Raw genomic sequence first — 26,561 nt, 5'->3', positions numbered from 1 at the left:
GGCGACCCCACGCCGCCTCACGGCTCCGGTGGCGGCCCGTCGTAGGCGTCGTGGTCGCCGTAGAAGTTGAGCATCGCGAACTTCAGCTTCTCGGGCTGTAGATCGAGCAGTTCCTCGCGCTCTTCCGGCGGGAACGCGCTCCGAACCGAGTACTTCCCCATGTCGGCCGCCGTGTACCGGCGGTCCGCGAGGATCCGGACGCCGAAGTCGTCCGGGCCGCGAACGACCCGGCCGATCGCCTGTCGGGTCTTGCGGATCGTCGGGATCTCGACGGCGTACGCCCAGCCGGGGTCGCGGGAGCGGTCGTGGTCGGCGAACGCCCGGTCGTACGCCGCCTGCACCGCCTCCATCCGGTCGGAGAGGTGCGGGTACGGGACGCCGATGACGACGACCGTCCGCGCGTCGTCGCCGTCGAAGCTCACCCCCTCCGCGAGGGTGCCCCAGAGGGAGGTAAAGAGGGTCGCGTCGTCGCTCTCGACGACCCGCCGGCGCAGGTCCTCCTCGTCTTCGCCGGGGCCGTCGAGGTAGAGCGCGCCGAGGTCCGCGCCGGCCAGCCCCCCGCCGACGCCGACGTCCCGGCTCCCCGCGCCGGCGGCCCCCGCGTCCCCGCCGGTCGACCCGCCCAGCCGTTCGTAGTAGCGCTCGGCCTCGGCGTAGGAGGGGAAGAAGGCGAGCGTGTTGCCGGGGGTAAACCGGATCGCGTCGCGCAGCAGCGACGCTACCGTCTCCTGGGTCTCCGGGTCGTTTCGCTCGGAGGCGAAAAGCGGCGGGGTGTCGACCGCGAAGGTCCGGCGGTTCGACTCGGGGTAGCCCATCCCGTACGCCAGCGACGCCACGTCTTCGAGGCCGAGCACGTCGTTGGTCACGTCGAAGGGGCGGAGCGTCGCGCTCATCAGCACCGACGCGGCGACCTCGTCGAACAGTTCTTCGGTGACGCGGCGCGGGATGCAGGTGTACAGCTCCGCGCGGCCGTACACCTCGTCGGTGGCGCCGTCGCGGCGCACGGAGGCGACCGGGTACTGGCCCATCTCGGTCCCCTCCGCCATCCACGTCGAGACGAACCGGGCGACCTGCAGGGTCTGACACTCCGTCCGGGTCGTCGTCTCGCCGTCGCGGTAGCGCCGGTCGTACTCCTCGTCTAACGCCTGCCCGAGTTGGACCGCGAGTTCCGTCTCCGTGTCGATGCCCTTCCCCTCGTAGTTGCGGAGAAAGGCGAGCGTGAGGTCGTCGCGGCGGTCGTCGTTGGCGATAGACAGATCCTCCCAGTTCTCGCCGACCGACTCGCGGCGACCGGCGCCGAGCGCGTCCTCGTACGTTTCGAGCAGGGCGTCACGGAAGGCGCGGACGACGTTCTCCGCCGCCTCGCTGCGAGAGTCGTCGCTCTCCGCGAGCTCCTCTAAGGCGGCGTCGAGCGTGTTCTCGGTCAGCGTTCGCGTGGCGTGGTCGCGCGCGGCGTCCTCGATGTTGTGCGCCTCGTCGAAGACGGTGAGAATCTCGCTCGGGTCGCGGTCGATCCACCGGAAGAACTGCTCGCGGATGTTCGGGTCGAGCAGGTGGTGGTAGTTACACACCACCAGGTCGACGCCCTCCATCCCCTCTTTGAGCAGTTCGTAGCCACAGAGATCGCGCTCGTCCGCGTACGCGTACACGTTCTCGGGGGTGCGAACGTCCTCGAACAGCCAGCCGAAGAACTCGTCCGTGTCCTCGACGAGGTTGTTCCGGTAGTGCGAACAGACGTTCGCGGTCTCGTACTCGTCGATTTCTGCTTCGAGTTCGTCGAGTTCCTCCATCACGGATTCGCGGGCCTCGGCGGCGCCCGCGTCGCCCTCGCGGCTCTCGGCCAACAGCTCGCGCTGCCGGGCTTCCAGTTCGCGCACGTCGCTTTCGGTCTCGACCATCTCGCGGGTGGTGTCCCTGAGCGTCTGACACTCCTGGTAGTCGACGCCGATGTGACACATCGATGCCTTCCCTTTAAATACGACCGCGCGGATGGGCTCTTCGCGGGTGATCGCGCGGGCGTCCTCGACGAACTGCCGCATCTGCTGGTGAACGTTGGTCGTGATCACGACCGTGCGGTCGTGCTCGCGGGCGTGTTCCAGCGCGGGCACGAGCGCGGAGAGGGTCTTTCCCGTTCCGGGCGCTCCCTCGAACAGCACGTCCTGCCCGCGATCCAGCGCGTTGGCGATCCTATCCATCGCCTCGCGCTGGTTCGGATACGGTTCCTCGTACGGGAAGAACCGCAAATGCGGCGACTCTGACACGGACCGAGGTTCGTCGCCGTCGGCTAAAAGCGGTTGGGTGGCGGGGCGAAAGTGGTCTGTGACGGCTGAAGGGGTTCTTGCCCGGTCTCGAAGCGTTCGGTCGGCACGGTCGACCGCCGGTCGCCTCCCCCGGTGTTTTAACCGCTCGCGGCGACCACCGAGAGACGAATGTTCGACGAGATCCTCGAGAAGTTCGAGGGGTCACCGAGCCAACAGGCCGTGATCCGGCTGTTCTTAGAGCGCGGCTTCTCGGTCAACGAGGAGGGGCGGGTCGTCTCCGGCGGGATAGAGATCCCCTACACCGGTATCGCGCGCGAACTCGACGTCGACCGCCGCGTCGTCGACTCCACGACCGACGCGATACTCGCCGACCCGGAGCTGAAACGCATCTTCACGAACATCTCGTCGGTGCCGAGTCTGATGGATCTGGCTCCCGTCCTCGATCTGACGGTGCTCACGATCGAGGTCGCGTCCGCCAACGAGGCGGGGATCGTCGCCGAGGTGACCGGTATCCTCGCCGACCACGGGGTCTCGATCCGGCAGGTGTTGAGCGAGGACCCCGAGTTCACCGACGATCCGAAGCTGTACGTGATCACCGACGCCGACCTCTCCGGCGACCTGCTCGTCGAGATCCGCGAACTCGACTACGTACGGCGCGTCGGCTTCTGAGCGCGGCGGCCGGCCGCGCCGGACGACGGGTGACGCTACGCGGTGACGGCCCGAGCCGAGTAGTTTCACCGGGAGAGCGAGACGGCGCATCGACGCAGACGCTTATATACGACACCGACGCATCCGGAGCGCGACGCGGGAGCAATTTTCACTTTCACTCGGGTGTAAACGAGTATTTATACGGGATGGCGAACAACGGACGTGTACATGCCAGAAGACGAACTCGAGGACCTTCCCGGAGTCGGCCCCGCCACCGCAGACAAACTCGTCGAGAACGGATTCGAGAGCTACCAGTCTATCGCCGTTGCGAGCCCCGGCGAGATGTCGAACACGGCGGACATCGGCGAGTCCTCCGCCGCGGACATCATCAACGCCGCCCGCGACGCGGCCGACGTCGGCGGCTTCGAGACGGGCGCGACGGTCCTCGAACGACGCCAGGAGATCGGGAAGCTCTCCTGGCAGATCGACGAGGTCGACGAGCTGCTCGGCGGCGGTATCGAGACCCAGTCGATCACCGAGGTGTACGGCGAGTTCGGGTCCGGGAAGTCGCAGGTCACCCACCAGATGGCGGTCAACGTGCAGTTGCCGCCGGAACACGGCGGGCTTGACGGCGGCTGTATCTTCGTCGACACCGAGGACACGTTCCGCCCGGAGCGGATCGACGACATGGTCCGCGGACTCGACGACGAGATTCTCGCCAACGAGATGGAGCGCCGCGAGATAGAGGGCACGCCGAGCGACGAGGAGGCGATGGAGGCGCTGATCGAGGCGTTCCTAGACCAGATCCACGTCGCGAAGGCGTTCAACTCCAACCACCAGATCCTGCTCGCGGAGAAGGCGAAGGAGCTCGCCGGCGAACACGAGGAAAGCGAGTGGCCCATCCGGATCGTCTGCGTGGACTCGCTTACCGCCCACTTCCGCGCCGAGTACGTCGGCCGCGGCGAACTCGCCGACCGGCAGCAGAAGCTCAACAAACACCTCCACGACCTGATGCGGATCGGCGACCTGTTCAACACCGCCATCCTCGTCACCAACCAGGTCGCGTCCAACCCCGACTCGTACTTCGGTGACCCGACGCAGGCGATCGGTGGGAACATCCTCGGCCACGCCTCCACGTTCCGGATGTACCTCCGCAAATCGAAGGGGAACAAGCGGATCGTCCGCCTCGTCGACGCGCCGAACCTCGCCGACGGCGAGGCCGTGATGCGCGTCCAGGGCGAAGGCCTGAAGCCGGAATAGTTCCGGACCGACCGCGAATCATCGCGACGACGTGCCGTTTTTGACGGGAATCGACCGCCTAGTTTCACCTTCCCCCCTCGACCGCCGATCGGGTTGACGAACGTACAATTCCTCGCAGATCGGTTCAAACGGCCGAAATCACGGGTTGCGCCCGGAACGGCGCGTCGTGCCCGCGGTTCCGGGCGGCAAAAATCGCCCGCGGTGGCCGCGCCCGGCCTCGTCGGGCGCGGATTCGCCCGATCTGCGAGGTATACTTACAAATCTGACAAAACAGTTGCCCAGTTCGATCGCAAATATTGCGAGGAGTTTGGCTAGAATATGGCCTTATATTCAATGTATCTGTCCTTATATCGGACGCTTCTCGTATCATCAACGAGATTTTTTGTGAAACTCAACTCAAGTGTTTATATATCTCCATACCCCCGCGTCGTAATGTGATTCAGCACATGAACACGGACAAAGAGCGTTGTTTAACAGACGTTTGTTTAGTTGAGGTGGTCGTCGCGTGACGACCGGCGTACTCGCAACGGTCGACCCGAGCACGTTCGCATCCGCGATGAACGGGACGTGGATCCTGATGGTAACGTTCCTCATCTTCTTCATGCACGCGGGCTTCGCCATGCTCGAAGCCGGGCAGGTCCGCTCGAAGAACGTCGCGAACCAGCTGACGAAGAACCTCCTGACGTGGAGCGTCGGCGTGACGGTGTTTTTCCTCATCGGCACGGCGTTTACGAGCGTGATGAGCGGCTCCGGCGGCCCGGTCTCGGCCGCTGGGACGCTGTTCTCCGGCGGCGAACTCGCCGTCGAGAGCGGGGCCGTGGGCCCGTACGTTAACTGGCTCTACGGCGCCGTCTTCGCGATGACGGCCGCGACGATCGTCTCCGGTGCGGTCGCCGGCCGCGCGAAACTCCGCGCGTACGTCACGTACACGTTCCTCCTCGCAGCGGTGATCTACCCGATGGTCATCGCGTTCACCTGGTCGGCGTCGGGCGACGGGCTCGTCGCGCAGCTGACCGGGACCGCGTTCCACGACTTCGCGGGCGGCATGATCGTCCACGGCATGGGCGGGATCGCCGGCCTCACGGCCGCGGCCGTCCTCGGACCGCGGATGGACCGCTACGCCAAGGACGGCTCGACGAACGTCATCCCCGGCCACTCGCTGACGTTCGCCGTGCTGGGGACGCTCGTCCTCGCGTTCGGCTGGTACGGCTTCAACGTCGGCACGGCCTCCGTCGTCAGCGGCGGCGTGTTCAACACGCTGACCGTCAACCTGGTCGCGATGGGGACGACCATCGCGATGGCGGCCGGCGGCATCGGCGCCGCGCTCGTCGTGTGGCTCAAGACCGGGAAAGTCGACACGCTTTACGTCGCGAACGGCCTGCTCGCCGGCCTCGTCGGCATCACGGCCATTCCGGACACCACGGCGTGGTGGGGCGCGCTGATCGTCGGCGGTCTCGCCGGCGCCCAGCTTCCCATCGTCTTCGAGTTCGTCTCGGACACGCTCAAGATCGACGACGTCTGCGCGGTGTTCCCGGTCCACGGCAGCGCTGGCGTCCTCGGAACGCTGCTGTTCCCGTTCGTCGCCGCGCCCGGCACCCTGAGCGCCGGCGTCGGTGCCCACTTCGTCGCCCAGCTGGTCGGCGTCGTCATCATCGGCGGCTGGACGCTCACCGCGACCGCGGCCGTCTGGTACGCCCTCAAGCTGAGCGGCGAAGCGCGCGTCACCGCAGAACACGAACAGGAGGGCCTCGACATCTCCGAACACGGCGTCGAGACCTACCCCGAGTTCGGTGGCGACCGCGTCGCGACCGACGGCGGCCCGTCCGTCGTCGACACCACCCAGGACTCCCCGCGCGCCGACGGCGGCGAGGAGGCGGGCGCGGACATCAAGATGGTCACCGCGGTCGTCCGCCCGGACAAGCTCGGAGCCATCAAGAAGGCGCTCGCGGAGATCAACGCCCCGTCGCTCACCGTGACGAACGTCTCGGGGCGCGGCAGCCAGCCCGCGAAGAAGGGCCAGTGGCGCGGCGAGGAGTTCACGGTCGACCTCCACCAGAAGGTGAAAGTCGAAGTGGTCGTCGCCGACATCCCGGCCGACGAGGTCGCAAACGCCATCGCCGACGCGTCGAAGACCGGCGAACCCGGCGACGGGAAGGTCTTCATCATGCCGGTTGAGGAGGCACTGCAGGTCCGCACCGGCGCGACCGGAACGGAGGCCGTCTAAGCGAGTCGCTCGCGAACCACCGTCGCTGTTTCTCTCCGATCCGACCGGCACCAGGCCGGTTCGGCAACTACTTTCAGCCCGCCGCTCCAACCAGTCGCTATGAACCACGAGCGCTCTCGCGGGCTGTACGACCGCGCGCTGTCGGTCATGCCCGCGGGGGTCAACTCTTCGGTCCGGGCGAACATGCCGCACCCGTTCTTCGTCGAGCGCGGCGACGGCGGCCACGTGATCGACGCCGACGGCAACCGGTACGTCGACTGGGTGATGGGGTACGGCCCGCTGCTGTACGGCCACGACCTTCCGGATCCGGTCGAGGCGGCGATCCAGTCGCACGTCGCGCAGGGGCCGATGTACGGTGCCCCCACCGAAATCGAGGTCGAACACGCCGAGTTCGTGGCCCGACACGTCCCGAGCGTCGAGTCGATCCGCTTCGTCAACTCCGGGACGGAGGCGACGGTGTCGGCGGTGCGGCTCGCTCGCGGCCACACCGGCCGCGACAAAATCGTCGTCATGCAGGGCGGCTACCACGGCGCCCAGGAGTCGACGCTCGTCGAGGGGTCGCCCGACGACCCGCACCCGTCGACGAAGGGAATCCCCGAGGAGTTCGCGAAGCACACCCTTCCGGTTCCGTTCAACGACCCGCAGGCGGCGAAGGAGGTGTTCGCCGAACACGGCGACGACATCGCCGCTGTCCTCGTCGAGCCGATCTTAGCCAACATGGGGATCGTCATGCCGGTCGACGGCTACCACGAGACGCTCCGGGACCTCTGTGACGACCACGGCTCGCTCTTGGTCTTCGACGAGGTGATCACCGGGTTCCGCGTGGGCGGGCTCGGCTGCGCGCAGTCGAAGTTCGGCGTCACGCCCGACGTGACGACGTTCGGAAAGATCATCGGCGGCGGCTTCCCGGTCGGCGCTATCGGCGGCAAAGCGGAGATCATCGAGGAGTTCACGCCCGCCGGCGACGTGTTCCAGTCCGGCACCTTCTCGGGGCACCCCGTGACGATGGCCGCCGGGAAAGCCGGGCTGGAGTACGCCGCCGAAAACGACGTGTACGAGCACGTCGACCGACTCGGCCGGAAACTCCGCGAGGGCATCGCCGAAATCTGTGCGGAGCGCGCCCCCGAGTACACCGTCGTCGGCACCGACTCGATGTTTAAGACCATCTTCACGCGAGACGCCCCCGACGACGTCGACGCCTGCTGTGCGGGGGGGTGCCGACAGAACCCCGACTGCGCGCGCTACGACGCGTGTCCGAAGACGGGCGCCGACGTGGCTCGCGCCGCCACCGACCGCTGGGAGCGCGTCTTCTGGCAGGAGATGAAAGACCGCGGGGTGTTCCTCACCGCGAACCAGTACGAGTGTCAGTTCACGTCCTACGCGCACACGGAGGAAGACGTCGAAGAGACGCTCGCGGCCTACCGCGAGGCGCTGTAGGCCCGACTCGGCGGGCCGGCAAGCGTTGCGACCGACGATCGGTGCGGAATACTTTTATACCGAAACGCAACTACCTACCGCTAATGCGTGCGGAGGCTCGTCTCGACGCCGCCCGTTTCCGAGGCCGACGAGCCCCGCGACCGCGACGAGGCGTCCGACCGCCGCGACCGGATTCCGGCGCGGCGCGACGATCGGCCCCTTCGGGCCAATAATATTCTCCCTCGTCGCGTTCGCGCCGTTCCGTTCCTGTGAGTGACAGCCACGTCCGTCCGTAGCGTCGCCGCTCTCCTTTCGTTCCAACAACTAAAACGGTGAATTTAAGGGGTGTGGGCCGTTTTACTCCGGTAATGGCAACCGTTGCACTCGCGTTCAGTGGGGGACTCGACACGACCGTCTGCGTGCCGCTTTTAAAAGAAGAGTACGGCTACGACGAGGTCATCGGCGTCAACGTCGACGTCGGGCAGCCGACCGAGGAGTTCGACGAGGCGGAAGAGACGGCCGAGGCGCTCGGCCTCGACATCCACGTCGTCGACGCGAAAGCGGAGTTCGCCGACCTCTGTTACGACGCCGTGAAGGCGAACGCGACGTATCAGGGCTACCCGCTCGGGACCGCCCTCGCGCGCCCCGTCATCGCCGAGGCAATCTTGGGCGTCGCCGAAGAGCAGGGCTGTGACGCCATCGCGCACGGCTGTACCGGGAAGGGCAACGACCAGCTCCGGTTCGAGGCCGTCTGGCGCGGCTCCGACCTGGAAGTGATCGCCCCCGTGCGCGAACTCGGCCTCACCCGCGAGTGGGAGATCGATTACGCCGCGGAGAAGGACCTGCCCGTCGAGGCCGGCGACGGCGGCGTCTGGTCTATCGACGAGAACATCTGGTCGCGCGCGGTCGAGGGCGGCGAACTGGAGGACCCGAACTACGAGCCGCCGGAGGACATCTACCAGTGGACCGCGGAGCCGGAAGGCGAGACGACGATCGAGGTCGCCTTCGAGGAGGGCGTCCCGGTCGCTATCGACGGCGAGGCGATGGACCCGGTCCCGCTGATCCAGCACCTCAACAAGTACGCCGGCGGCTACGGCATCGGCCGCACCGACGTGATGGAAGACCGCATGCTCGGGCTGAAGGTCCGCGAGAACTACGAGCACCCGGCCGCGACGGTCCTGCTGACGGCCCACCAGGCGCTGGAGGACCTCGTCTTGACGAAAAACGAGCGCTCATTTAAGAAGGGAATCGAGCAGGAGTGGTCCGAGAAGGCGTATCAGGGACTCGTGTTCGCGCCCGTCGTCGACGCGCTCGACGCGTTCATCGACGAGACGCAGGACGTGGTGACGGGGACGGCGACGGTGAAGGTCTCCGGCGGCAACTGCCGCGTCGTCGCCCGCGACTCGGAGTACGCGGTCTACTCCGAGGAGATGGCCTCGTTCAACACCGAGGACGTGGCCGGCATCGCGCAGGAGGACGCTACCGGCGTCGCGAAGTACCACGGGCTTCAGGAGCGCCTCGCGAACGACGTCAAAAAGAGCGTCTCGAAGCCCGAACTGGCCACCGACGGCAGCGGAACCGACGACGAGTCCGAATAGATGACCGACGACGATCCCGGCACGGCCGTTCGCCGCGACCGCTTCAGCGGCGGCCCCGCCCGCGAGTTCCTATCGAGCCTCGCGGCCGACGCGGCCATCTTCGAGGCCGACCTCGCGGTCGACCGCGCGCACACGGTGATGCTCGCCGAGCAGGGGATCGTCGACGACGCGGTCGCGGGGGCGATCCTCGACGCCCTCGCCGACGTGGAGGCCGCCGGCCACGACGACTTATCCGACGGCGAGGACGTTCACGAGGCCATCGAGACGGCCGTCATCGACCGGATCGGTCCGGACGGCGGGCGGATGCACACGGCCCGCTCGCGCAACGACGAGGTCGCGACTTGCATCCGGTACCGGCTGCGCGAGGACCTGCTCGCGGCCGCCGAGGCCACCCTCGCACTCCGCGAGGCGCTCATCGACGCCGCGAGCGAGCACACCGAGACCGTGATGCCCGGCTACACGCACCTCCAACCCGCACAGCCGACGACGGTCGCGCACTACCTGCTCTCCTACGAGGGCGGGATCGCCCGCGACACCGCGCGCCTGCTCGACGCCTACGAGCGGGTGAACCGGTCGCCGCTCGGCGCGGCTGCCTTCGCGGGGACGCCGTTCGATATCGACCGGGAGCGGACCGCCGAACTGCTCGGCTTCGACGGGACGGTCCGGAACTCGACGGACGCGGCGTCGGCCCGCGACTTCCTCGCCGAGGGGTCGACCGCCTGCGCCACGCTCGCGACGACGCTGTCGGGGCTCGCGGAGGACCTCGTCATCTTCTCGAACAAGGGGTTCGTGGAGCTTTCGGACGCGTACGCCTCCACCTCCTCGATCATGCCCCAGAAGAAGAACCCGGACACGCTGGAGCTGACCCGCGGCGTCGCCGGCGACGCGATCGGCGAGGCGACGGGGACGCTGAGCCTCTTAAAAGGGCTGCCCCGCGCGTACAACCGCGACCTCCAGCGCGCCCACGCGGGCGTGTTCGACATCGCCGACGACGTGCGCGAGGCGACCGAGGTCGCCGCGGGCGCGGTCGCGACCGCCGAGTGGAACGACGCGACGCTCGCGGACGCCGCGGGCGAGGGCTTCGCGACGGCGACCGGCGTCGCCGACCTGCTCGCGATGAACGGGATGCCCTTCCGGACCGCCCACGAGATCGTCGCGACCGCCGCCGAGAGCGTCTCCGACGACGACTCGGCGGCCGACGCCGCCGCAAAAGTTGACGAGGCCACTCGAAAGGTGACGGGCGAGGCCCTCTCGGCACACGTGAGCCGCGAAGCCGTGGTGTCCGCGCTCGACCCCGCCGCCAGCGTCGCGAGCCGCGACTCCGCCGGCGGGCCCGCGCCCGCCGCCGTCGCCGACGAACTCGCGACCGCCGACTCCGGGATCGAAGCCGACACCGCGACGCTGACCGCCGAGCGCGAGTCGCTCGCCGCGGCCGCGGAGCTGCTGGCGTCGGAGGTGGACTCGTATGTCTGAGTCGGCGACCGCGACATCGGTCGGGACGCGCTCCGATCGTCGGTCTCAGCCGCCGCGACGGCCGACGGCGTCGGCGGTCGAGCGACGACCGCCGTCCCTGCGAGGGGACACATTATCTACTGAAATCTGACATCGGATTTCGCACGACGGTTGTCTGGCCGATTTATCTCCGTTAGCTGGAACTCTGTTTATTGTAAACTATATTACAAGTTCGAAGGCTTTATGCGGGTTCACGGTCGAGTAGGTGGTACGATGACGAACGACACCGACCCAGTGCTGGCAGAGGACCCGATCACGGGCGAAGAGATCGAACTCCCGGCCGACGTCGAAGTCGGCGAGATCATCGACAGCCCGGTCACCGGGACCGAGCTGGAGGTCATCTCGCTGGACCCCGTCGTGCTCGAAGAGGCCCCCGAACTCGAGGAGGACTGGGGCGAGTAGATGGTGACGACTGTCACGACCGCGACACGCGAGTGGTCGACATGCAAATAGGGATCCTCTACTCGCGGATCCGGAAAGACGAGAAGCTGCTGCTCTCCGAGCTCCGCGACCGCGATCACGAGATCGCGAAGATAGACGTACGCAAAGAGCGGTTCGGACTGGCGGAGACCACGGCCGACGTCGAGGACCTCGATCTGGTCGTCGATCGCTGTCTGTCGACGAGCCGGTCGCTGTACGCGACCCAGTTCCTCGACAGCTACGGCGTCCCGGTGGTAAACAGCCCCGAGACGGGCGACGTCTGCGCCGACAAGGCAAAGAACTCGCTCGCGCTCGCCGAGGCGGACATTCCGACCCCGGCGACCGAAGTCGCGTTCACGAAGGAGTCGGCGATGGAGGCCATCGAGTCGTTCGGCTACCCCTGCGTCTTAAAACCCGTCGTCGGCTCGTGGGGCCGCCTGATGGCGAAGATCGACTCGCGCAACGCGGCCGAGGCGATCTTAGAGCACAAGGAGACGCTCGGCCACTACGAGCACAAGGTGTTCTACATCCAGGAGTTCGTCGACAAGCCCGGCCGCGACATCCGCGTGCTGGCGGTCGACGGCGAGCCGGTCGCCGCGATGACGCGCTCGTCCGACCACTGGCTCACGAACGCCGCGAAAGGCGGCGAGACGGCGACGTTCGACCTCGACGACCGCGCCCTCGACCTCGTCGAGCGCGCGAGCGAGGCGGTCGGCGGCGGGCTCCTCGGCGTCGACCTGATGGAGGTCGGCGGCGAGGGCTCCGGCGAGTACACCGTCCACGAAGTGAACCACACGGTCGAGTTCAAGGCGCTCGACGCGGCCAGCGACGTCGACGTCCCCGCGACGGTCGTCGACTGGCTGGAGACGAAGGCGGCCGCGGCGGCGGAAGACGCCGACACCACGGAGGCGACGGTATGACGGCCGCCGAGGAGACGGCGGTCGACGCCGCGACCGTCGACGAGACGTACACCGCGAGCGTCGTCGGCGGCACCGGCTTCACCGGCGGCGAACTGCTGCGGATCCTCGCTGCACACCCCGAGTTCGAGATCGTTCAGGCCACGTCGCGCTCGGCCGACAACATGACCGTCGGGCGGTCGCACCCGAACCTGCGCGGGCTCGACCTGCGCTTTTCCGACCCCGACGATCTGGAGTCGGTCGACGTGCTGTTCTCGGCGACGCCCCACGGCGTCTCGATGGGCCAGATAGACGAGTACTTCGAGGCCGCAGACACCGTCGTCGACCTCTCGGCGGACTTCCGGCTGCCCGCGGCCGAGCTGTACGACGAGTGGTACGACGGCCACGAGTCGCCCGAGTACCTGGAGCGCGCGGAGTACGCGCTCCCCGAACTCAACCGCGAGAACCTCCCCGGCGCCGACCTGATCGCCGGCGGCGGCTGTAACGCGACGGCGACGATCCTCGGACTCAAACCCCTCGTCGACGCGGGCGCGCTCGGTCCCGACGCCGGCGAGGTCGTCGTCGACGTGAAGGTCGGCTCCTCGGAGGGCGGCGCCGGCGGCGGCGCGGCCTCCTCGCACCCGGAGCGCTCGGGCGTCGTGCGCCCCTACGCCCCCACCGGGCACCGCCACGAGGCGGAGATCGAGGCGTACCTCGGACTCGACGTCTCCTTTACCGTCCACGCGGTGGAGATGGTCCGCGGCGCGAGCGCGACCTGTCACGTCTTCCCCGACGAGCCGGTCTCGAAGGCGGACCTCTGGAAGGCGTACCGCGGCGCCTACGCCGACGAGCCGTTCATGCGGATCGTCTCCGGCGGCGGCGGCGTCTACCGCTACCCCGAGCCGAAGTCGGTCGCCGGCACCAACTACGGCGAGGTCGGCTTCGAACTCGATCCGGGCAACCGGCGCGTCGTCGTGTTCTCGGCTATCGACAACATGACCAAAGGATCGGCCGGACAGGCGGTCCACGCGGCGAACGTCGCGCTCGGGCTGCCCGAAGACGCCGGCTTGGAGTTCCAGGGCCTCCACCCCGTGGGGTCGCCATGACGGGCGACGACCGCGGCGCCGCGGACGAGCCCCCGGTCGTCGTCAAGATCGGCGGCGCGAAGGCGGTCGACCCGGCCGGCGCGGTCGGCGACGTGGCCCACCTCGCGGCAAACGGGCGGCGAGTCGTCGTCGTCCACGGCGGCTCGACGGTCGTCGACGAGACCATCGAGCGGCTCGGTATGGAGCCCGAGTACGTCGAATCGGCCTCCGGCGTCACCGGCCGGTTCACCGACGCCGACGCGATGGAGGCGTTCACGATGGCGATGGCCGGCAAGCTCAACACCGAGCTGACGGCCCGCTTTCGCGAGGCCGGCGTCGACGCGGTCGGCCTCTCGGGCGTCGACGGCGGGCTCCTCTCTGGGCCCCGCAAGTCGGCGGTCCGCGTGGTCGAGGACGGCAAGCGGAAGATCAAACGCGGCGAACACTCCGGCCGGATCGAGTCGGTGAACGACGACCTCCTCGCCGGACTGCTCGCCGACGGCTACACGCCCGTCGTCTCGCCCCCGATGGAGGGGAAAGAGAGCGACGGCGGCGTCACGGCGGTGAACACCGATGCGGATCGGGCCGCCGCCGCGGTCGCGGGCGCGCTCGACGCCGACCTCGTCCTCCTGACGGATGTCGCCGGCGTGTACGCGGACCCGGACGACCCGGACACGCTGATCGAGTCGGCCGCGACGCCCGACGACCTCGACGCGGTCGAAGCCGCCGCGGAGGGGTTCATGGGCAAGAAGGTGATGGCCGCCACGGAGGCGCTCTCGGGCGGCTCCGGGCGCGTCGTCGTCGCCGACGCCAACGTCCGCGACCCCATCGTCGCCGCGCTCGGCGGCGAGGGAACGACCATCGAGCGGTCGGCGCTCGGGGACGATACCGACGGTGAGCACGCCGACGCCGACACGGAGGGCGAGACCGCATGAGCGGCTTCGTCTTCTCCGAGAAGCCGATCGAGATAGCCTCGGGCGACGGAGTTCACGTCACGGACACGAACGGGACGGAGTACCTCGATTTTGGCGCGAGCTACGCCTGCACCCCGGTCGGTCACTGCCACCCCGAGGTCGTCGACGCCGCGACGAGCCAGCTTGAGGAGCTCATGTACGTGCAGGCGTCGTACCCGCACGCGGCGCGGACGGCGCTGTACGAACAGCTCTCCGAGGTCGGCCCGGTCGATGTCGACAACGTCTGGCTCTGTAACTCCGGGACGGAGGCCAACGAGGCCGCCTTAAAATTCGCCCGGCACGCCACCGGCCGCGAGAAGATCGTCGCCACGACGCAGGGGTTCCACGGCCGGACGATGGGCGCGCTCGCGACCACTTGGAAACAGAAGTACAAGCAGGGGTTCGAGCCGCTCGCGGGCGGCGTCGAGTTCGTCGAGTACGGGGATAGCGACGCGATGCGCGAGGCGATAGACGACGAGACCGCGGCGGTCATCGTCGAGCCCGTGCAGGGCGAAGGCGGGATCAACCCCGCAGACACCGAGTACCTCCAGACGATCCGCGTCGCGACGGCCACGTCGGGCGCGGCGATGATCGTCGACGAGATACAGACCGGCCTCGGCCGGACCGGTTCGCTGTGGGCCACGGAGACCCACGACGTGGTTCCGGACGTTCTCACGACCGCGAAGGGGCTCGGGAGCGGGCTCCCGATCGGCGCGACGCTGTGTCGCGACTGGATCGCCGAGGACGCCGGCAACCACGGCTCGACGTTCTCCGGCGGCCCGGTCGTGTCGGCGGCCGCAGGAGCCACGCTCGACGTGATCGAGCGGGAGGGCCTCTGTGCCCACGCCGACGAGGTCGGGACGTACCTCCGCGAACAGATCGCGGCCCGGCTCGGCGACGACATCCGCGACGTGCGCGGCCACGGGCTGATGATCGGTATCGAGGTCAAGCGCGGTTCGAACCGCCTCCTGCGCGATCTGGCTATCGATCACCAGATCCTCGCGCTGCCGGCGGGCCGCACCGTGGTGCGGCTCCTGCCGCCGCTGACGATCGAGCGCGACCACGCCGACGCCGTGGTCGACGCGCTCGCGGAGGTGATCGGGTGATGTCGACCGGGGCGGAGCGCGACGCGGAGAACGGCGCGGACGGGGGCGCGGACGACTCGTCCGGGGCCGGCACCGACGTGGTCGCGGGCGGCGGCTACCCCGAGGCCTGCGACACGCCGGCCCGGAAGCTGCTCTACGACATGGTGTCTATCCCCTCGCCGTCGGGCGAGGAGGAACAGGCCGCGAAGCGCCTCGTCGACTTCTTCGAGGCGAACGGCCGGGAGGCGTGGATCGACGAGGTCGGCAACGTCCGCGCGCCCGCCAGCGACGCCGTCCTGTTGACCTCGCACATCGACACCGTGCCGGGAGACATCCCGGTCGAGGTGAAGCCGGCGGCCGAAGACGGCGAGACGGGCGAGCCGGGCGAGCCCGTCCTCTGGGGGCGGGGGACCGTCGACGCCACCGGCCCCCTCGTCGCGATGGCGGTCGCGGCGGTCCAGACGGGCGTCTCGTTCGTCGGCGTCGCCGGCGAGGAGACGAACTCGCGGGGCGCCCGGTTCCTCGTCGAGGACCGCGACGCGCCCGAGGCCGTGGTGAACGGCGAGCCCTCCGGCTGGGACGGCGTCACGCTCGGCTACCGCGGCTTCCTCGCGGGCACGTACGTGAACACGAGCGAGTCCGGCCACACCTCGCGCCCGGAGCCGAACGCGATCCAGCACGCGATCGACTGGTGGCACGGCGTCGAAGAGACGTTCGACCCCACCGACGACGACACGCCCGTCTTCGAGCAGGTGACGACCAAGCCCGTCTCGGTCGACGGCGGACTGACCGACGACGGGCTCGCGGTCGAGGCGACGATGGACGTGCAGCTGCGCGTCCCCCCGAACCGGACGGTCGACGAGATACACGAACTGGCCGAAACCGAACTGTCGACCGGCTCGGTCCACTGGAAGGAGCCGATCCCGCCGGTGATGGAGAGCCCGCGCACGGAGCTCGCGAGGGCGTTCCGCGTCGCGATCCGCGGCGCCGGCGGCGACGTTCGCCTGCTCCGGAAGACCGGGACGAGCGACATGAACCTCTTTGCGGCCGCGTGGGACTGCCCGATGGTCACCTACGGCCCCGGAAACTCCGACCTCGACCACGCGCCCGACGAGCGCCTACCGCTCGCCGAACTGGACCGCGCGACGACCGTGTTGAGCGACGTCTGTCGGGACCGACCGTAGGCGTCACGGCACGGCCCGTGACGCCGTCTCCTTCTGTATCGACTCGTTGCGCCGGAGATGATTACTCTCGACTCGCTCGCTCCCCTCGATACCACCCAGAGACCAACACCCACCGACACCCCACCAATGCCACTCACTACTGACGACTTCCTCGATATCGACGACGTGACGCCCGCCGAACTGGACGCCCTGCTCGACCGCGCCGCCGCGATGAAAGCGGGCGAGACCGACCCCCGACTGGGCGACGCGACGCTCGGGATGATCTTCGAGAAACCCTCGACGCGCACCCGCGTCTCCTTCGAGACCGGCATGACGCGGCTCGGGGGCCACGCGATGTTCCTCGGCCCGGACGACATCCAACTCGGCCACGGCGAGCCCCTGCGTGATACCGCTCGGGTGCTCGGTCGCTACGTCGACGGGGTGATGGCTCGCCTGTTCGACCACGAGGACGTCGAGGTGCTCGCCGAGTACGCCGACTGCCCCGTGATAAACGGACTCACCGACGAGGCGCACCCGTGCCAGACGCTCGCGGACCTCCTCACGATCCGCGAGACGGTCGGAGAGGACGCGACGGTCGCGTGGGTCGGCGACGGCAACAACGTCGGGCAGTCGTTCGTCGTCGGCGCGGCGATGGCCGGGATCGACGTGGAAGTCGCCACCCCCGCCGACTACGGCATGAACCCCGCCGTCTTCGACCGCGCCGCCGAGTTCGGCGCGGACGTGACGCCCACGACCGACCCCGAGTCGGTCGTCGGGAACGCCGACGTGGTGTACACCGACGTGTGGATCTCGATGGGCCAAGAGGACGAGCGCGACGAGAAACTCGCCGCCTTCGACGGGTTCCAAGTGAACTCGGACCTGCTCGCCGGCACCGACGCGAAGGTGATGCACTGCCTCCCCGCCCACCGCGGCGAGGAGGTCACGGACGACGTGTTGGAGTCGGATCGGGCGCTCGTCTGGGATCAGGCCGAAAACCGGATGCACGCGCAGAACGCGCTGCTCGTCGAACTGCTCGGCGGGGAGTAGGCGACGACCGGTTCGGCCGGCGGCCGCGGTTTTATACGGCTTCTTCGCCGAGTCGATGCATGGCTATCCCGTTCGTCGGCTCGATAGTGTCGTTCGTCGTCGCGCTCCTCGTCGGTGGCCTCACTATCTACCTGAGCGCGCGCGTCGTCGTCGACGTCGACGACTACGGACACGCCGTGGTCACCGCCCTGCTCGGCGCGCTGGGCTGGGCGCTGACGTCGTGGATTCCGCTCATCGGGTCGCTCGTCGCGCTGGTCGTGTGGGTCGGCGTCATCAACTGGCGGTACCCCGGCGGCTGGGTCAAAGCGGGGATCATCGGTCTCGGGGCGTGGGTCGCCGCGCTCGTCGTGCTGTTCGTCGTCAACGCCGTGTTCGGCCTCGGCGTCGGCGCGTTCGGGGTTCCGGGCATCTAAGTCCCCGGCGAAGGGTGACGCCTTCAGCTCCGGAGCCAGGCCGATCCGGATCGTCTGACCCCCACCGTTCGCACCGGAGCGTTCGCCGTCCGTTCTTGGGACTACGGCTCACTGCCGCACGGACGCGGAGCGTGGGGTATTCGGCTCCGGTGAAATATATAGAAACTGACACAAACTACTGCAAGATACAGAGAGTACAGTCAGCACCGCGGATTGACTAGGTCAGCGTCTTTGTCTCACGCCGCTCGCGCCTTGTCCAGTTCGACTGAGCCATCCTCATCGATGAAGACGTCGAGCTGATTGAACCAGTCTTCGGAGCGAAACTCGTTGGCGAGCACAACGTCGCCGTCGACCTGAACGGTGACTCGGTACTGGCCGGCATTCCAAGCCATCTCCCCGAGTTGTGCGACCCCCTCGCTCGCCACTTCGACCGTGTTTGCGACGGTCAGTTCCTCGCGACGAACGGCCCAGACCGTCACCGTGTGAGACGTATCGTCCTCATTGACAGCGAGCATCGTTATCGTTTCATCCTGTATTCCGGTACAGCCAGCAACGGAGAGCATCCCCGCTAACACTGCGAGGTACTGGCGACGCTCCATGAGTTAGTAGATGCGGTATCTCGGTGATATAACTGCTCCTCGACCAAGCGGTTCTCTGAGTAATGGGTTCGCCGCAGCTACAATCCGCCTCTCCGATAGCGAGATTCGCGCCCCGTAGTCACCCGAACGCTGAGGACGTATCTCCAGTCGGGTATTTCGACAGAGCCGCTCATTTAAAAAGCCCCCGAGGACCGTGCACCGATCAGTTCCCGGTCCACCGCAGCACCGCGAGCGTCCCCTCGTACAGCACGATCATGGTGAGCGTCACGATGATCGGCGCCATCCCGGTCGGGTCGGGGCTAAACAGGAAGGCGATCCCGAGGAACGCCCCCCAGAATATCAGCCGCTTCGCCTCCAGCCACTGCCGGGTGACGAGGTTCATCATGATCGCGAGCATGATGAACAGCGGAATCTGGAAGACGATCGCCATGAACGCGAGCATGATGACGATCAGGTTGAACGTCTCCGCGAGCCCGAAGGCGATGGTCGCCGCGTCCGAGGTGTAAGTGGTGAAATACGAGAAGATAGCGGGCAACACGAGGAAGTGCGCGAACGCGATGCCGATCCCGCCGAGGATCAGGCTCGTCGGGACCGCTGCGAGGTAGTAGCGCCGCTCGTTCTCGTACAGGCCGGGCTTCATAAAGCGGTAGGTCTGGTAGACGAACGCCGGGAGTCCGACGACGACGCCGGCGAGCCCCGCGACCTTCAGCCGCGTGAGCGGGAGTTCGAGCGGGCCGTACAGCCGCGGTCGGTTCTCAAGCGGCGCGGGGATGTGATAGCTCCAGAAGTAGTTGATGAGCTCGGTCGACTCGGTGACGACGACGAGCGTCGCCAGTCCGCCGAAGACGAAGACGACGGCGAGCCGTCGCATCATCTCCTCGATGTGGGCCGCGAGCGGCATCTCCTCGTCCGTCTCCGGCGCCTCGATGCCGTCGTACTCGTCGTCGACGTCGGCGGTGCCCGCGCTCGCGACGCCGCCGTCCTCGACGGTTGGGGCGTCGGGGTCGGCCGCCGTGCCGTCCGCGGGGTCCTCGTCTGTGTCGTCGGCGTCTACTGAGTCGTCGGCGTCTGCCGAGTCGTCCCCAGTCTCGTCGGCGGCTCCTTCTTCGGCGGCGTCTCCACGCTCTTCGTCGCCCGCAGCGCCCGCCTCGTCGTCGACGCCGACCTCCGGAGTGACTTCGGACGTGACCTCCGGCTCCACGGACGACGACTCGGCGTCGTCTCCGTTCTCGTCGGCGTCTGGTTGGCTGGTATCTGACGACTCGTCGGCTGTGTCCACGGATTCGTCTCCATGTGAACTGGTGCCGTCGACCGTCTCGTGGTCGTCGGCCGAGTCGGTCTCGGGGTCCGAGGGCTCGTCACGCGACCGGTCCGAGTCGTCCATTCACTTCTTCTACGCGACTGGGTGACTATAGGCCTTTTTGGATGGCGGCGCCCGTCGGCCCGCTTCGCCGACGCGAGCGCGGTCGAAAAGGTTGATAACGCCCACGGACTTCCACTCCCGTATGGCGAGTGCCCTCGACGAGGATACCCAACAGTCGCTCGCGGACGGCCGCGAGTCGGCCAAGGCCTTCCTCCGATCAGTCCAGAAAGACCTCCAGAAGGTGTTCATCGTCTTCCTGGTTGGCTTTCTCGCGACGTTCTGGGCGCTCCGCGTCTTCATCTGGGAGTTCCTCTACAACGTGACCAAGGCGAACATGTCGGCCGCGGTCGCCGCAGACACCGACGTGATCGCGACCACGCCGTTCGAGGTGATCCTCCTCCAAGCCAAGATCGGGCTGGTGGTCGGCGCCATCTTCGCGATCCCGCCCTTCATCTACGTCACCCGCGACGAACTTCGCGCGCGAGGCGCGTGGCCGCAGTCGCCGATAGCGCGCTGGAAACTCGCCGCGGTGGGCCTGCTCGGCTTCGGGCTGTTCGCCGGCGGCGTCGCCTACGGGATCTACGCCTTTTTCCCGATCATGTTCTCCTTCTTGGCCGGCTTCGGGCTGGAGGCCGGAATCCAGCCGACCTACGGGATCGTGATGTGGACGGAGTTCATCGTCTTCCTCTCGCTCTCCTTCGGGCTCGCGGGGCAGATGCCGCTCCTCATCACCGGGCTCTCCTACTCCGGTATCGTCCAGTACGAGACGTTCCGCGACAAGTGGCGCTACGCGGTCGTCGCCATCTTCGTCTTCGGCGCCGTCTTCTCTCCGCCGGACCCGTTCACCCAGCTGATGTGGGCGTTCCCGCTCATCATCCTCTACGGCTTCAGCCTCTATCTCGCGAAGCTCGTCGTCACGGCCCAGCGGAGTTCCGACCGCATTCACGTCCTCGGCGCGGCGAAGAACCACTGGAACGTCGTCGGCGGGTCGGCCGTCCTCGGCGCGGGGCTCGTCTACGCGTTCTACGAGTACGGCGGCCGCGCGGCAATAAACGGCGTCCTCCGAAACGATCTCATCGACAGCGACTGGCGCTTCCTCGAACCCGGCGTCGGTCTCGGCGTCGACCCCGCGACGGGCGCCGCCATCTACGCCGCGGCGTGGGCGCTCGCGTTCGTCATTATCGCGACGCTGTGGGCCGTCTACGCCGACCTCGACACGACGAGCGCGGGCTACCAGTACGGCGACCCGGCCGCCATCGACGTGGGCGAACTGGACGCGGCGGGCGTCCGCGCCGCCCCCGACGACGCCTTCGCGGAGATGGACGAAGGCGAGTCGCTCGCGCTCGCGCAGGCCGCAATCGACGACAACGACGCCGAGAAGGCCCAAGCCATCCTCGACCGCTTCGACGCGGTGAACGAGGCTGACGGTGACGAAGACGGCGACGGCGACTCGACAGGAACCGGCGAGGGAGCCACAGGTGGGTCCGGCGGTGCGGGCGGTTCCGGCGGCGCTGGCGACGCCGGCCTGATGGGAACGGTCCAGGATCGCACCACTCGCGCCAGCTCCACGTTCCTCTCCGAACTCACCGACGGCGACGAAGGCGAGGCCGAAGACGACATCGGCGGCTACTACAGGGATCTCAAGTTCATCTTCGATTCGCTGCGGTCGCGGTCGTTCCGCCTCGTCGCCGTCTTCGCCGGCGTCATGGGTGCCGCGTTCACGTGGCTGTACCTCGGCGGCCTCGCGACGGTCCGGAACGACCTCGAATCGCGCGTTCCGGCCGAGATCGGCGGCGGGATCAACATCATCACGCTCCACCCGGTCGAGGCGCTGATCTTCATGGTGAAGTTCTCCATCCTGCTCGGGATCGTGGCCGTCTTCCCGTTCCTCCTCTACTACGCGTGGCCCGCGCTCCGTGATCGCGGCTTCGTCGCCGGCCGCATTTATCAGGTGTACCTCTGGGCCGGTGCGCTGTTTGCCGGCCTGATCGGCGGCTTCGCGCTCGGGTACGGCTACATCGCGCCCACGATCATCGGCTGGCTCATCACCGACGCCGAACTGGCGAACATGATCATCACCTACCAGGTGAGCGACTTCCTCTGGCTCGTCGTCTACACCACCATCGGCATCGGCTTCCTCGCCGACATCCCGATTGCGATGCTCCTCCTGAACAACGCCGGCGTCCCGTACCAGGTCTTCCGGGCCCGCTGGCGCGAGGTCACCGTCGGGATCATGCTGTTCGCCGCGGTGTTTACCCCCGCCGACGTGATCACCATGCTCCTCGCCACGGTCCCGCTGATGGCGGCGTACGGGCTGGGCGTCGGGGTCCTCTTCCTCGTCACCTTCGGCGGGCGGCGGAACCTCTCGCCGCCGTCGGAGCTCGTCGGGCCATAACGCGGTCGGGGGCGTTCGGCGACAGGCTGCGTCGTTCCACCTCGCTCCTCCGCGACTCGTCAAACCGCCGTGACCGACGAGTATTCCCGCGCGCGCACGCTATGAGCGAACAGAAATGAGCAAGGACTACATCGAGGTCCGCGGCGCCGAGGAGCACAACCTCAAGGACCTCGACGTCCGGATCCCGCGCGAGGAGTTCACCGTCGTCACCGGCCTCTCCGGCTCGGGGAAGTCGTCGCTCGCGTTCGACACCGTCTACGCCGAGGGACAGCGCCGGTACATCGAGTCGCTGTCGGCGTACGCCCGCAACTTCCTCGGGCAGATGGACAAACCGCAGGTGGAGGCCGTCGAGGGGCTCTCCCCCGCCATCTCCATCGACCAGAAGAACGCCGCGAACAACCCCCGATCGACGGTGGGAACCGTCACCGAACTCCACGACTACCTCCGGCTGCTGTACGCCCGGATCGGCACCCAGTACGACCCCGTCACCGGCGAGGAAGTCGGTGAGCAGTCGGCACAGGATATGGTCAAACAGATCCTGAAACTCCCCGAGGGGACTCGTGCGAAGGTCGCGGCCCCGGTCATCCGCGACCAGAAGGGCGCCTTCGAGGACTTGTTCGAGGACCTCGTGGCCGACGGGTACGCCCGCGTCGAGATTGACGGCGAGCCGACCGACCTGACGCTCGACGACCCCGACCTCGACAAGAACTACGACCACACCATCGACGTGATCGTCGACCGGATCGAGGTGTCGCCGGACGCCCGCTCCCGGATCACGGACTCGGTCGAGACCGCCTTGGAGGAGGCGGGCGGCGTGCTCAAACTGATCGTGCCGGACCCGCCCGACGACGTGCCGTTCGCCTCGAACGCGCGCTCGACCGGGTCGCTCGCGGCGGACGCCGACGGCGACGACCGGCTCGTCGTCGAGTTCTCCGAGGAGCTCGGCAACCCCAACTCCGACGTGCAGTTCTCGGCGATCGAGACCCGCTCGTTTTCCTTTAACAGTCCCTACGGCGCCTGTCCGGAGTGTGAGGGGATCGGCTCGACGAAGGAGGTCGACGAGGACCTCGTTATCGAAGACCCCGCACAGCCGCTCAAACACGTCTTCGAGCCGTGGAGTTACGACCGGACCTACTACTCCCGCCAACTCGACAACGTCGCCGATCACTTCGGCGTCTCGCTCGACACCCCCTTCGAGGAGCTCGACGATTCGATTCAGCGGCAGTTCCTCTACGGCACCGACGACCTGGTTCACTTCGAGTGGACCACGAAGAACGGGACCCGCGAGAAGACCGAGCGCTTCGAGGGCGTCATCCCCAACTTGGAGCGTCGCCACGTGGAGACCGACTCCGAGCGCGCTCGCGACCACATCGAGGAGTACATGGCCGTTACGACGTGTCCGGAGTGTTCGGGGACCCGACTCAAAGAGCAGTCTCGTCACGTCCTCGTCGGCGACACCGCGATCACCGAAGTGAACGAGCTGTCGATCGCAGACGCCCGCGCCCACTTCGAGGGGCTCGAAGACGAACTGAACGAGCGCGAGACGACCATCGCGACGGAGATTTTAAAAGAAATTCGCGCGCGACTCGGCTTCATGGAGGAGGTCGGGTTGGAGTACCTCACGCTCGACCGCGAGGCGTCGACGCTCTCGGGCGGTGAGAGCCAGCGCATCCGGCTCGCCACGCAGGTCGGGTCGGGGCTCGTCGGCGTGCTGTACGTCTTAGACGAGCCGTCGATCGGGCTCCACCAGCGCGACAACGACCGCCTGCTGAACACGCTGGCCGGGCTCCGCGACCTCGGGAACACCCTCGTCGTCGTCGAGCACGACGAGGAGACGATGCGCCGCGCCGACGAGATAATCGACATGGGTCCCGGCCCCGGCAAACGCGGCGGAGAAGTGGTCGCCCAGGGCGACTTCGACGACGTGATCGACGCGGAGGAGTCGATCACGGGCGACTACCTCGCGGGTCGGAAGTCGATTCCGGTGCCCGACGAGCGCCGCGATCCGGACGGCGAACTGGTCGTCCGCGGGGCCCGCCAGCACAACCTCAAGGATCTCGACGTGTCCATCCCGCTCGGCACGCTGACGACCGTCACCGGCGTCTCGGGCTCCGGGAAGTCGACGCTCGTCCACAACGTGTTTTATAAGGCCCTCGTCCGCGAGATGAACGACAACACGTCGGTCGACCCCGGCGACCACGAAGCCATCGAGGGGTTAGACGAAATCGAGACCGTCCGGCTCATCGACCAGTCGCCGATCGGTCGGACGCCGCGCTCGAACCCCGCGACGTACACCGACGTGTTCGATTACGTCCGCGAACTGTTCGCGGAGACCAAACTCTCCAAGCGCCGCGGCTACGAGAAGGGTCGCTTCTCGTTCAACGTGAAGGGCGGGCGCTGCGAGGAGTGTGGCGGACAGGGGACCGTCAAAATCGAGATGAACTTCCTCTCTGACGTGTACGTCCCCTGCGAGCAGTGCGGCGGCGCGCGCTACAACGACGAGACGCTCGACGTCACGTATAAAGGTGCGACCATCTCCGACGTGCTCGATATGAGCGTCGACGAGGCGTACGACTTCTTCGAGAGCCACCGCGGGCTCCAGCGCCGCCTCAAGCTCTTAAAAGACGTTGGGCTCGGCTACATGGAGCTCGGCCAGCCCTCCACCACGCTCTCCGGCGGGGAGGCCCAGCGCGTCAAACTCGCCGAGGAACTGGGCAAACGGGCGACCGGCGACACGCTCTACCTCCTCGATGAGCCGACGACGGGGCTTCACAAGGAGGACGAGCGCAAGCTGATCGACGTCCTCCACCGCCTCGTCGACGCGGGCAACACGGTGGTCGTCATCGAACACGAGCTCGACTTAGTGAAAAACGCCGACCGCGTCATCGACCTCGGTCCCGAGGGCGGCGACGGCGGCGGCGACCTCGTCGCGACCGGCACCCCCGAAGCGGTCGCTCGCGACGACGACTCACACACCGGCCGCTACCTGCGCGACATGCTCCCGGACGTGGACTTGGAAGGCCCTCGCGACGACCGCCGGAAGCCCGCTGCCGCAGACGACGACTGAGTTCACCGGTCGCCGCCCGGCGTCTCGACCGCCCCGCCCGGTGTATCGACCGCCCTGCTCGTCACCGAACGGCCTTCTCGATCCGTTCGACGAGCGTCTCGTACTGTTTCGGGCCGACCTCTTTCTCGACGTAGTCGGTCACGTCGTCGAGGATCGCCTTCTTCGCTACCGTCTCGCTGCCCCGCCCGGTGTACAGGATAAAGGGGAGCGTCGGATGGCGGTCCCGGACGGCGCTGAGGAACTCGATGCCGTCCATCTCCGGCATCTTGTAGTCGCTGACGATACAGTCGATCCGCGCCGCGCGACGCGGGTCGGAGAGCCGTTCGAGCGCCGCAAGCGGGCTCTCAGCCTCGGTTATCGAGAGCCGGTCCGACTGTTCGCTTAAGAATACGCGGGTCATCTCGCGGCTCTGCTCGTCGTCGTCGACGAGCAGCACCTCGATGGCGCCGCTCCCGTCCGACACCGACCCGAGCGCGTCGACCGCGAGCAGGTCGGCGCGGAGGTACCGCCCGAAGAGGTTCAACAGGCGGAACGACGGGAACCGGACGCCGAGCCGCTCCGCCCGGTCCGCCGCGCTCAGGTACAGGACGACCGCCGGCGCGTCGGTCCCCGAGAGGCTGAACCGGGTGACATCGTCCCGGTGGACGGTGATCCGGTCGCCGCCGTCCGTCGGTTCGAACCGTATCTCCGTGGCCGAGACGGCGAGCCGGCAGGGCCGCCTGTCGTCGGTCTGGTCGTCCGCGCGCCGGTGGGCGACGGACACCGCCGCGTCGACGAGCAGCTGCCGGAAGAGCAGGCGCTGGAACTTCACGAGCGTCGCGGCGTCGGCCTGCACGGCGAGCGTCTCGCGCCGACCGCCGCTGTCGAACGCGAGCGTGACGGTCTCAGTCGAGTCGGCGGCGGCGGCCATCGAGACGTCCCGCACGATGTCGAAGACCTCGTCGACGTCGATCCGGCGCGTCACCTCCCCGGACCGGACGCGGATCTGTGCGGGCGTCATCGCGATGCGCCCGCGACTCGGCGCGCCGCTCGTCGAACGACTAAAATCGACGACGGCCCCGAACTCGGCGATGATCGAATCGGTCAACACCTAATAATTGACAGAATAGATAATAAGCGTACTGCTACGACCGGTTTTCGGCTCACCCGGACGCCC

20 protein-coding genes are annotated in these 26,561 nt (G+C 67.6%); 16 read left to right on the top strand and 4 right to left on the bottom strand.

Annotated features, from left to right (window positions below):
* Nucleotides 1-17: 17 nt before the first annotated feature.
* Complete coding sequence (locus DOS48_RS27210) at nucleotides 18-2,261, bottom strand: ATP-dependent DNA helicase (protein WP_127118710.1); 2,244 nt, start codon at nucleotides 2,259-2,261, stop codon at nucleotides 18-20.
* A gap of 168 nt (nucleotides 2,262-2,429) precedes the next feature.
* On the opposite strand from DOS48_RS27210, the gene DOS48_RS27205 reads away from it, so the two are divergent.
* From DOS48_RS27205 to DOS48_RS27140, 14 genes are all read left to right on the top strand, one after another.
* Nucleotides 2,430-2,930 (top strand): amino acid-binding protein, encoded by a 501-nt coding sequence (locus tag DOS48_RS27205; RefSeq protein ID WP_127118709.1) that lies wholly within the window; start codon nucleotides 2,430-2,432, stop codon nucleotides 2,928-2,930.
* 207 nt (nucleotides 2,931-3,137) lie between these two features.
* Nucleotides 3,138-4,169: a DNA repair and recombination protein RadA gene (gene radA / locus DOS48_RS27200; RefSeq protein ID WP_127118708.1), complete on the top strand. Its 1,032-nt coding sequence runs from the start codon at nucleotides 3,138-3,140 to the stop codon at nucleotides 4,167-4,169.
* Nucleotides 4,170-4,674: 505 nt separating this feature from the next.
* Complete coding sequence (locus DOS48_RS27195) at nucleotides 4,675-6,393, top strand: ammonium transporter (RefSeq protein WP_210755386.1); 1,719 nt, start codon at nucleotides 4,675-4,677, stop codon at nucleotides 6,391-6,393.
* Between the two features lie 99 nt (nucleotides 6,394-6,492).
* Nucleotides 6,493-7,830: a glutamate-1-semialdehyde 2,1-aminomutase gene (locus tag DOS48_RS27190; RefSeq protein WP_127118707.1), complete on the top strand. Its 1,338-nt coding sequence runs from the start codon at nucleotides 6,493-6,495 to the stop codon at nucleotides 7,828-7,830.
* Nucleotides 7,831-8,177: 347 nt separating this feature from the next.
* A complete protein-coding gene (locus DOS48_RS27185) occupies nucleotides 8,178-9,407 on the top strand; it encodes an argininosuccinate synthase (protein ID WP_127118706.1) in 1,230 nt (409 codons plus the stop codon).
* Nucleotides 9,408-10,880 carry an argininosuccinate lyase gene (gene argH, locus DOS48_RS27180; protein ID WP_127118705.1) on the top strand — a complete coding sequence of 491 codons (1,473 nt, stop codon included), beginning with the start codon at nucleotides 9,408-9,410 and terminating at the stop codon, nucleotides 10,878-10,880.
* A gap of 252 nt (nucleotides 10,881-11,132) precedes the next feature.
* Nucleotides 11,133-11,321 carry a lysine biosynthesis protein LysW gene (gene lysW / locus DOS48_RS27175; protein ID WP_008847314.1) on the top strand — a complete coding sequence of 63 codons (189 nt, stop codon included), beginning with the start codon at nucleotides 11,133-11,135 and terminating at the stop codon, nucleotides 11,319-11,321.
* A 41-nt stretch (nucleotides 11,322-11,362) separates the two neighbouring features.
* On the top strand, nucleotides 11,363-12,259 hold the full coding sequence (gene lysX, locus DOS48_RS27170; RefSeq protein WP_127118704.1) for a lysine biosynthesis protein LysX: 897 nt from the start codon (nucleotides 11,363-11,365) through the stop codon (nucleotides 12,257-12,259).
* The gene (gene argC, locus DOS48_RS27165; RefSeq protein WP_127118703.1) at nucleotides 12,256-13,341 is read left to right on the top strand and encodes an N-acetyl-gamma-glutamyl-phosphate reductase; all 1,086 of its coding nucleotides are present in this window, start codon (nucleotides 12,256-12,258) and stop codon (nucleotides 13,339-13,341) included. Before lysX ends, argC begins: the two co-directional genes overlap by 4 nt.
* A complete protein-coding gene (locus DOS48_RS27160; protein WP_127118702.1) occupies nucleotides 13,338-14,255 on the top strand; it encodes an acetylglutamate/acetylaminoadipate kinase in 918 nt (305 codons plus the stop codon). The genes argC and DOS48_RS27160 overlap by 4 nt, the downstream gene beginning before the upstream one ends.
* Nucleotides 14,252-15,379, top strand: a complete 1,128-nt coding sequence (locus tag DOS48_RS27155; protein WP_127118701.1) for an aspartate aminotransferase family protein — start codon at nucleotides 14,252-14,254, stop codon at nucleotides 15,377-15,379. The genes DOS48_RS27160 and DOS48_RS27155 overlap by 4 nt, the downstream gene beginning before the upstream one ends.
* The gene (locus DOS48_RS27150; protein ID WP_127118700.1) at nucleotides 15,379-16,542 is read left to right on the top strand and encodes a [LysW]-lysine hydrolase; all 1,164 of its coding nucleotides are present in this window, start codon (nucleotides 15,379-15,381) and stop codon (nucleotides 16,540-16,542) included. Before DOS48_RS27155 ends, DOS48_RS27150 begins: the two co-directional genes overlap by 1 nt.
* A 126-nt stretch (nucleotides 16,543-16,668) precedes the next feature.
* Nucleotides 16,669-17,568, top strand: a complete 900-nt coding sequence (argF, locus tag DOS48_RS27145) for an ornithine carbamoyltransferase (protein ID WP_127118699.1) — start codon at nucleotides 16,669-16,671, stop codon at nucleotides 17,566-17,568.
* 59 nt (nucleotides 17,569-17,627) lie between these two features.
* A complete protein-coding gene (locus tag DOS48_RS27140) occupies nucleotides 17,628-17,981 on the top strand; it encodes a hypothetical protein (protein WP_127118698.1) in 354 nt (117 codons plus the stop codon).
* Nucleotides 17,982-18,217: 236 nt separating this feature from the next.
* On the opposite strand, the gene DOS48_RS27135 is transcribed toward DOS48_RS27140, so the two are convergent.
* Both DOS48_RS27135 and DOS48_RS27130 read right to left on the bottom strand, forming a co-directional pair.
* A complete protein-coding gene (locus tag DOS48_RS27135; protein ID WP_127118697.1) occupies nucleotides 18,218-18,580 on the bottom strand; it encodes a hypothetical protein in 363 nt (120 codons plus the stop codon).
* A 202-nt stretch (nucleotides 18,581-18,782) separates the two neighbouring features.
* Nucleotides 18,783-19,964: a twin-arginine translocase subunit TatC gene (locus DOS48_RS27130; protein ID WP_127118696.1), complete on the bottom strand. Its 1,182-nt coding sequence runs from the start codon at nucleotides 19,962-19,964 to the stop codon at nucleotides 18,783-18,785.
* 121 nt (nucleotides 19,965-20,085) lie between these two features.
* Between DOS48_RS27130 and DOS48_RS27125 the strand changes: the two genes are divergently transcribed.
* Together DOS48_RS27125 and uvrA are read left to right on the top strand one after the other, a co-directional pair.
* A complete protein-coding gene (locus DOS48_RS27125; protein WP_127118695.1) occupies nucleotides 20,086-22,338 on the top strand; it encodes a twin-arginine translocase subunit TatC in 2,253 nt (750 codons plus the stop codon).
* Nucleotides 22,339-22,453: 115 nt separating this feature from the next.
* On the top strand, nucleotides 22,454-25,405 hold the full coding sequence (gene uvrA, locus DOS48_RS27120) for an excinuclease ABC subunit UvrA (RefSeq protein WP_127118694.1): 2,952 nt from the start codon (nucleotides 22,454-22,456) through the stop codon (nucleotides 25,403-25,405).
* 61 nt (nucleotides 25,406-25,466) lie between these two features.
* Here uvrA and DOS48_RS27115 read toward each other — a convergent pair whose 3' ends face one another.
* Nucleotides 25,467-26,492, bottom strand: coding sequence for a response regulator (locus DOS48_RS27115; RefSeq protein WP_127118693.1), 1,026 nt, complete (start codon nucleotides 26,490-26,492; stop codon nucleotides 25,467-25,469).
* Between the last annotated feature and the right edge of the window lie 69 nt (nucleotides 26,493-26,561).

Origin of the sequence: Halorubrum sp. PV6 (genome assembly GCF_003990725.2) — an archaeon.
Classification (GTDB): Archaea; Halobacteriota; Halobacteria; order Halobacteriales; family Haloferacaceae; genus Halorubrum.
Note: the sequence above shows the minus strand (reverse complement) of the source record. Positions and strands in the feature narration are given on the sequence as shown.

Excerpts from the sequence above, each read along its gene's own strand:
- argH (WP_127118705.1), top strand. The coding sequence starts at position 9,408 with ATGACCGACGACGATCCCGGCACGGCCGTTCGCCGCGACCGCTTCAGC.
- DOS48_RS27125 (WP_127118695.1), top strand. The coding sequence starts at position 20,086 with ATGGCGAGTGCCCTCGACGAGGATACCCAACAGTCGCTCGCGGACGGC.
- DOS48_RS27130 (WP_127118696.1), bottom strand. The coding sequence starts at position 19,964 with ATGGACGACTCGGACCGGTCGCGTGACGAGCCCTCGGACCCCGAGACC.
- radA (WP_127118708.1), top strand. The coding sequence starts at position 3,138 with ATGCCAGAAGACGAACTCGAGGACCTTCCCGGAGTCGGCCCCGCCACC.
- DOS48_RS27160 (WP_127118702.1), top strand. The coding sequence starts at position 13,338 with ATGACGGGCGACGACCGCGGCGCCGCGGACGAGCCCCCGGTCGTCGTC.
- DOS48_RS27155 (WP_127118701.1), top strand. The coding sequence starts at position 14,252 with ATGAGCGGCTTCGTCTTCTCCGAGAAGCCGATCGAGATAGCCTCGGGC.
- DOS48_RS27140 (WP_127118698.1), top strand. The coding sequence starts at position 17,628 with ATGGCTATCCCGTTCGTCGGCTCGATAGTGTCGTTCGTCGTCGCGCTC.
- DOS48_RS27185 (WP_127118706.1), top strand. The coding sequence starts at position 8,178 with ATGGCAACCGTTGCACTCGCGTTCAGTGGGGGACTCGACACGACCGTC.
- lysW (WP_008847314.1), top strand. The coding sequence starts at position 11,133 with ATGACGAACGACACCGACCCAGTGCTGGCAGAGGACCCGATCACGGGC.
- DOS48_RS27190 (WP_127118707.1), top strand. The coding sequence starts at position 6,493 with ATGAACCACGAGCGCTCTCGCGGGCTGTACGACCGCGCGCTGTCGGTC.
- DOS48_RS27205 (WP_127118709.1), top strand. The coding sequence starts at position 2,430 with ATGTTCGACGAGATCCTCGAGAAGTTCGAGGGGTCACCGAGCCAACAG.
- DOS48_RS27135 (WP_127118697.1), bottom strand. The coding sequence starts at position 18,580 with ATGGAGCGTCGCCAGTACCTCGCAGTGTTAGCGGGGATGCTCTCCGTT.
- argF (WP_127118699.1), top strand. The coding sequence starts at position 16,669 with ATGCCACTCACTACTGACGACTTCCTCGATATCGACGACGTGACGCCC.
- uvrA (WP_127118694.1), top strand. The coding sequence starts at position 22,454 with ATGAGCAAGGACTACATCGAGGTCCGCGGCGCCGAGGAGCACAACCTC.
- argC (WP_127118703.1), top strand. The coding sequence starts at position 12,256 with ATGACGGCCGCCGAGGAGACGGCGGTCGACGCCGCGACCGTCGACGAG.
- lysX (WP_127118704.1), top strand. The coding sequence starts at position 11,363 with ATGCAAATAGGGATCCTCTACTCGCGGATCCGGAAAGACGAGAAGCTG.
- DOS48_RS27150 (WP_127118700.1), top strand. The coding sequence starts at position 15,379 with ATGTCGACCGGGGCGGAGCGCGACGCGGAGAACGGCGCGGACGGGGGC.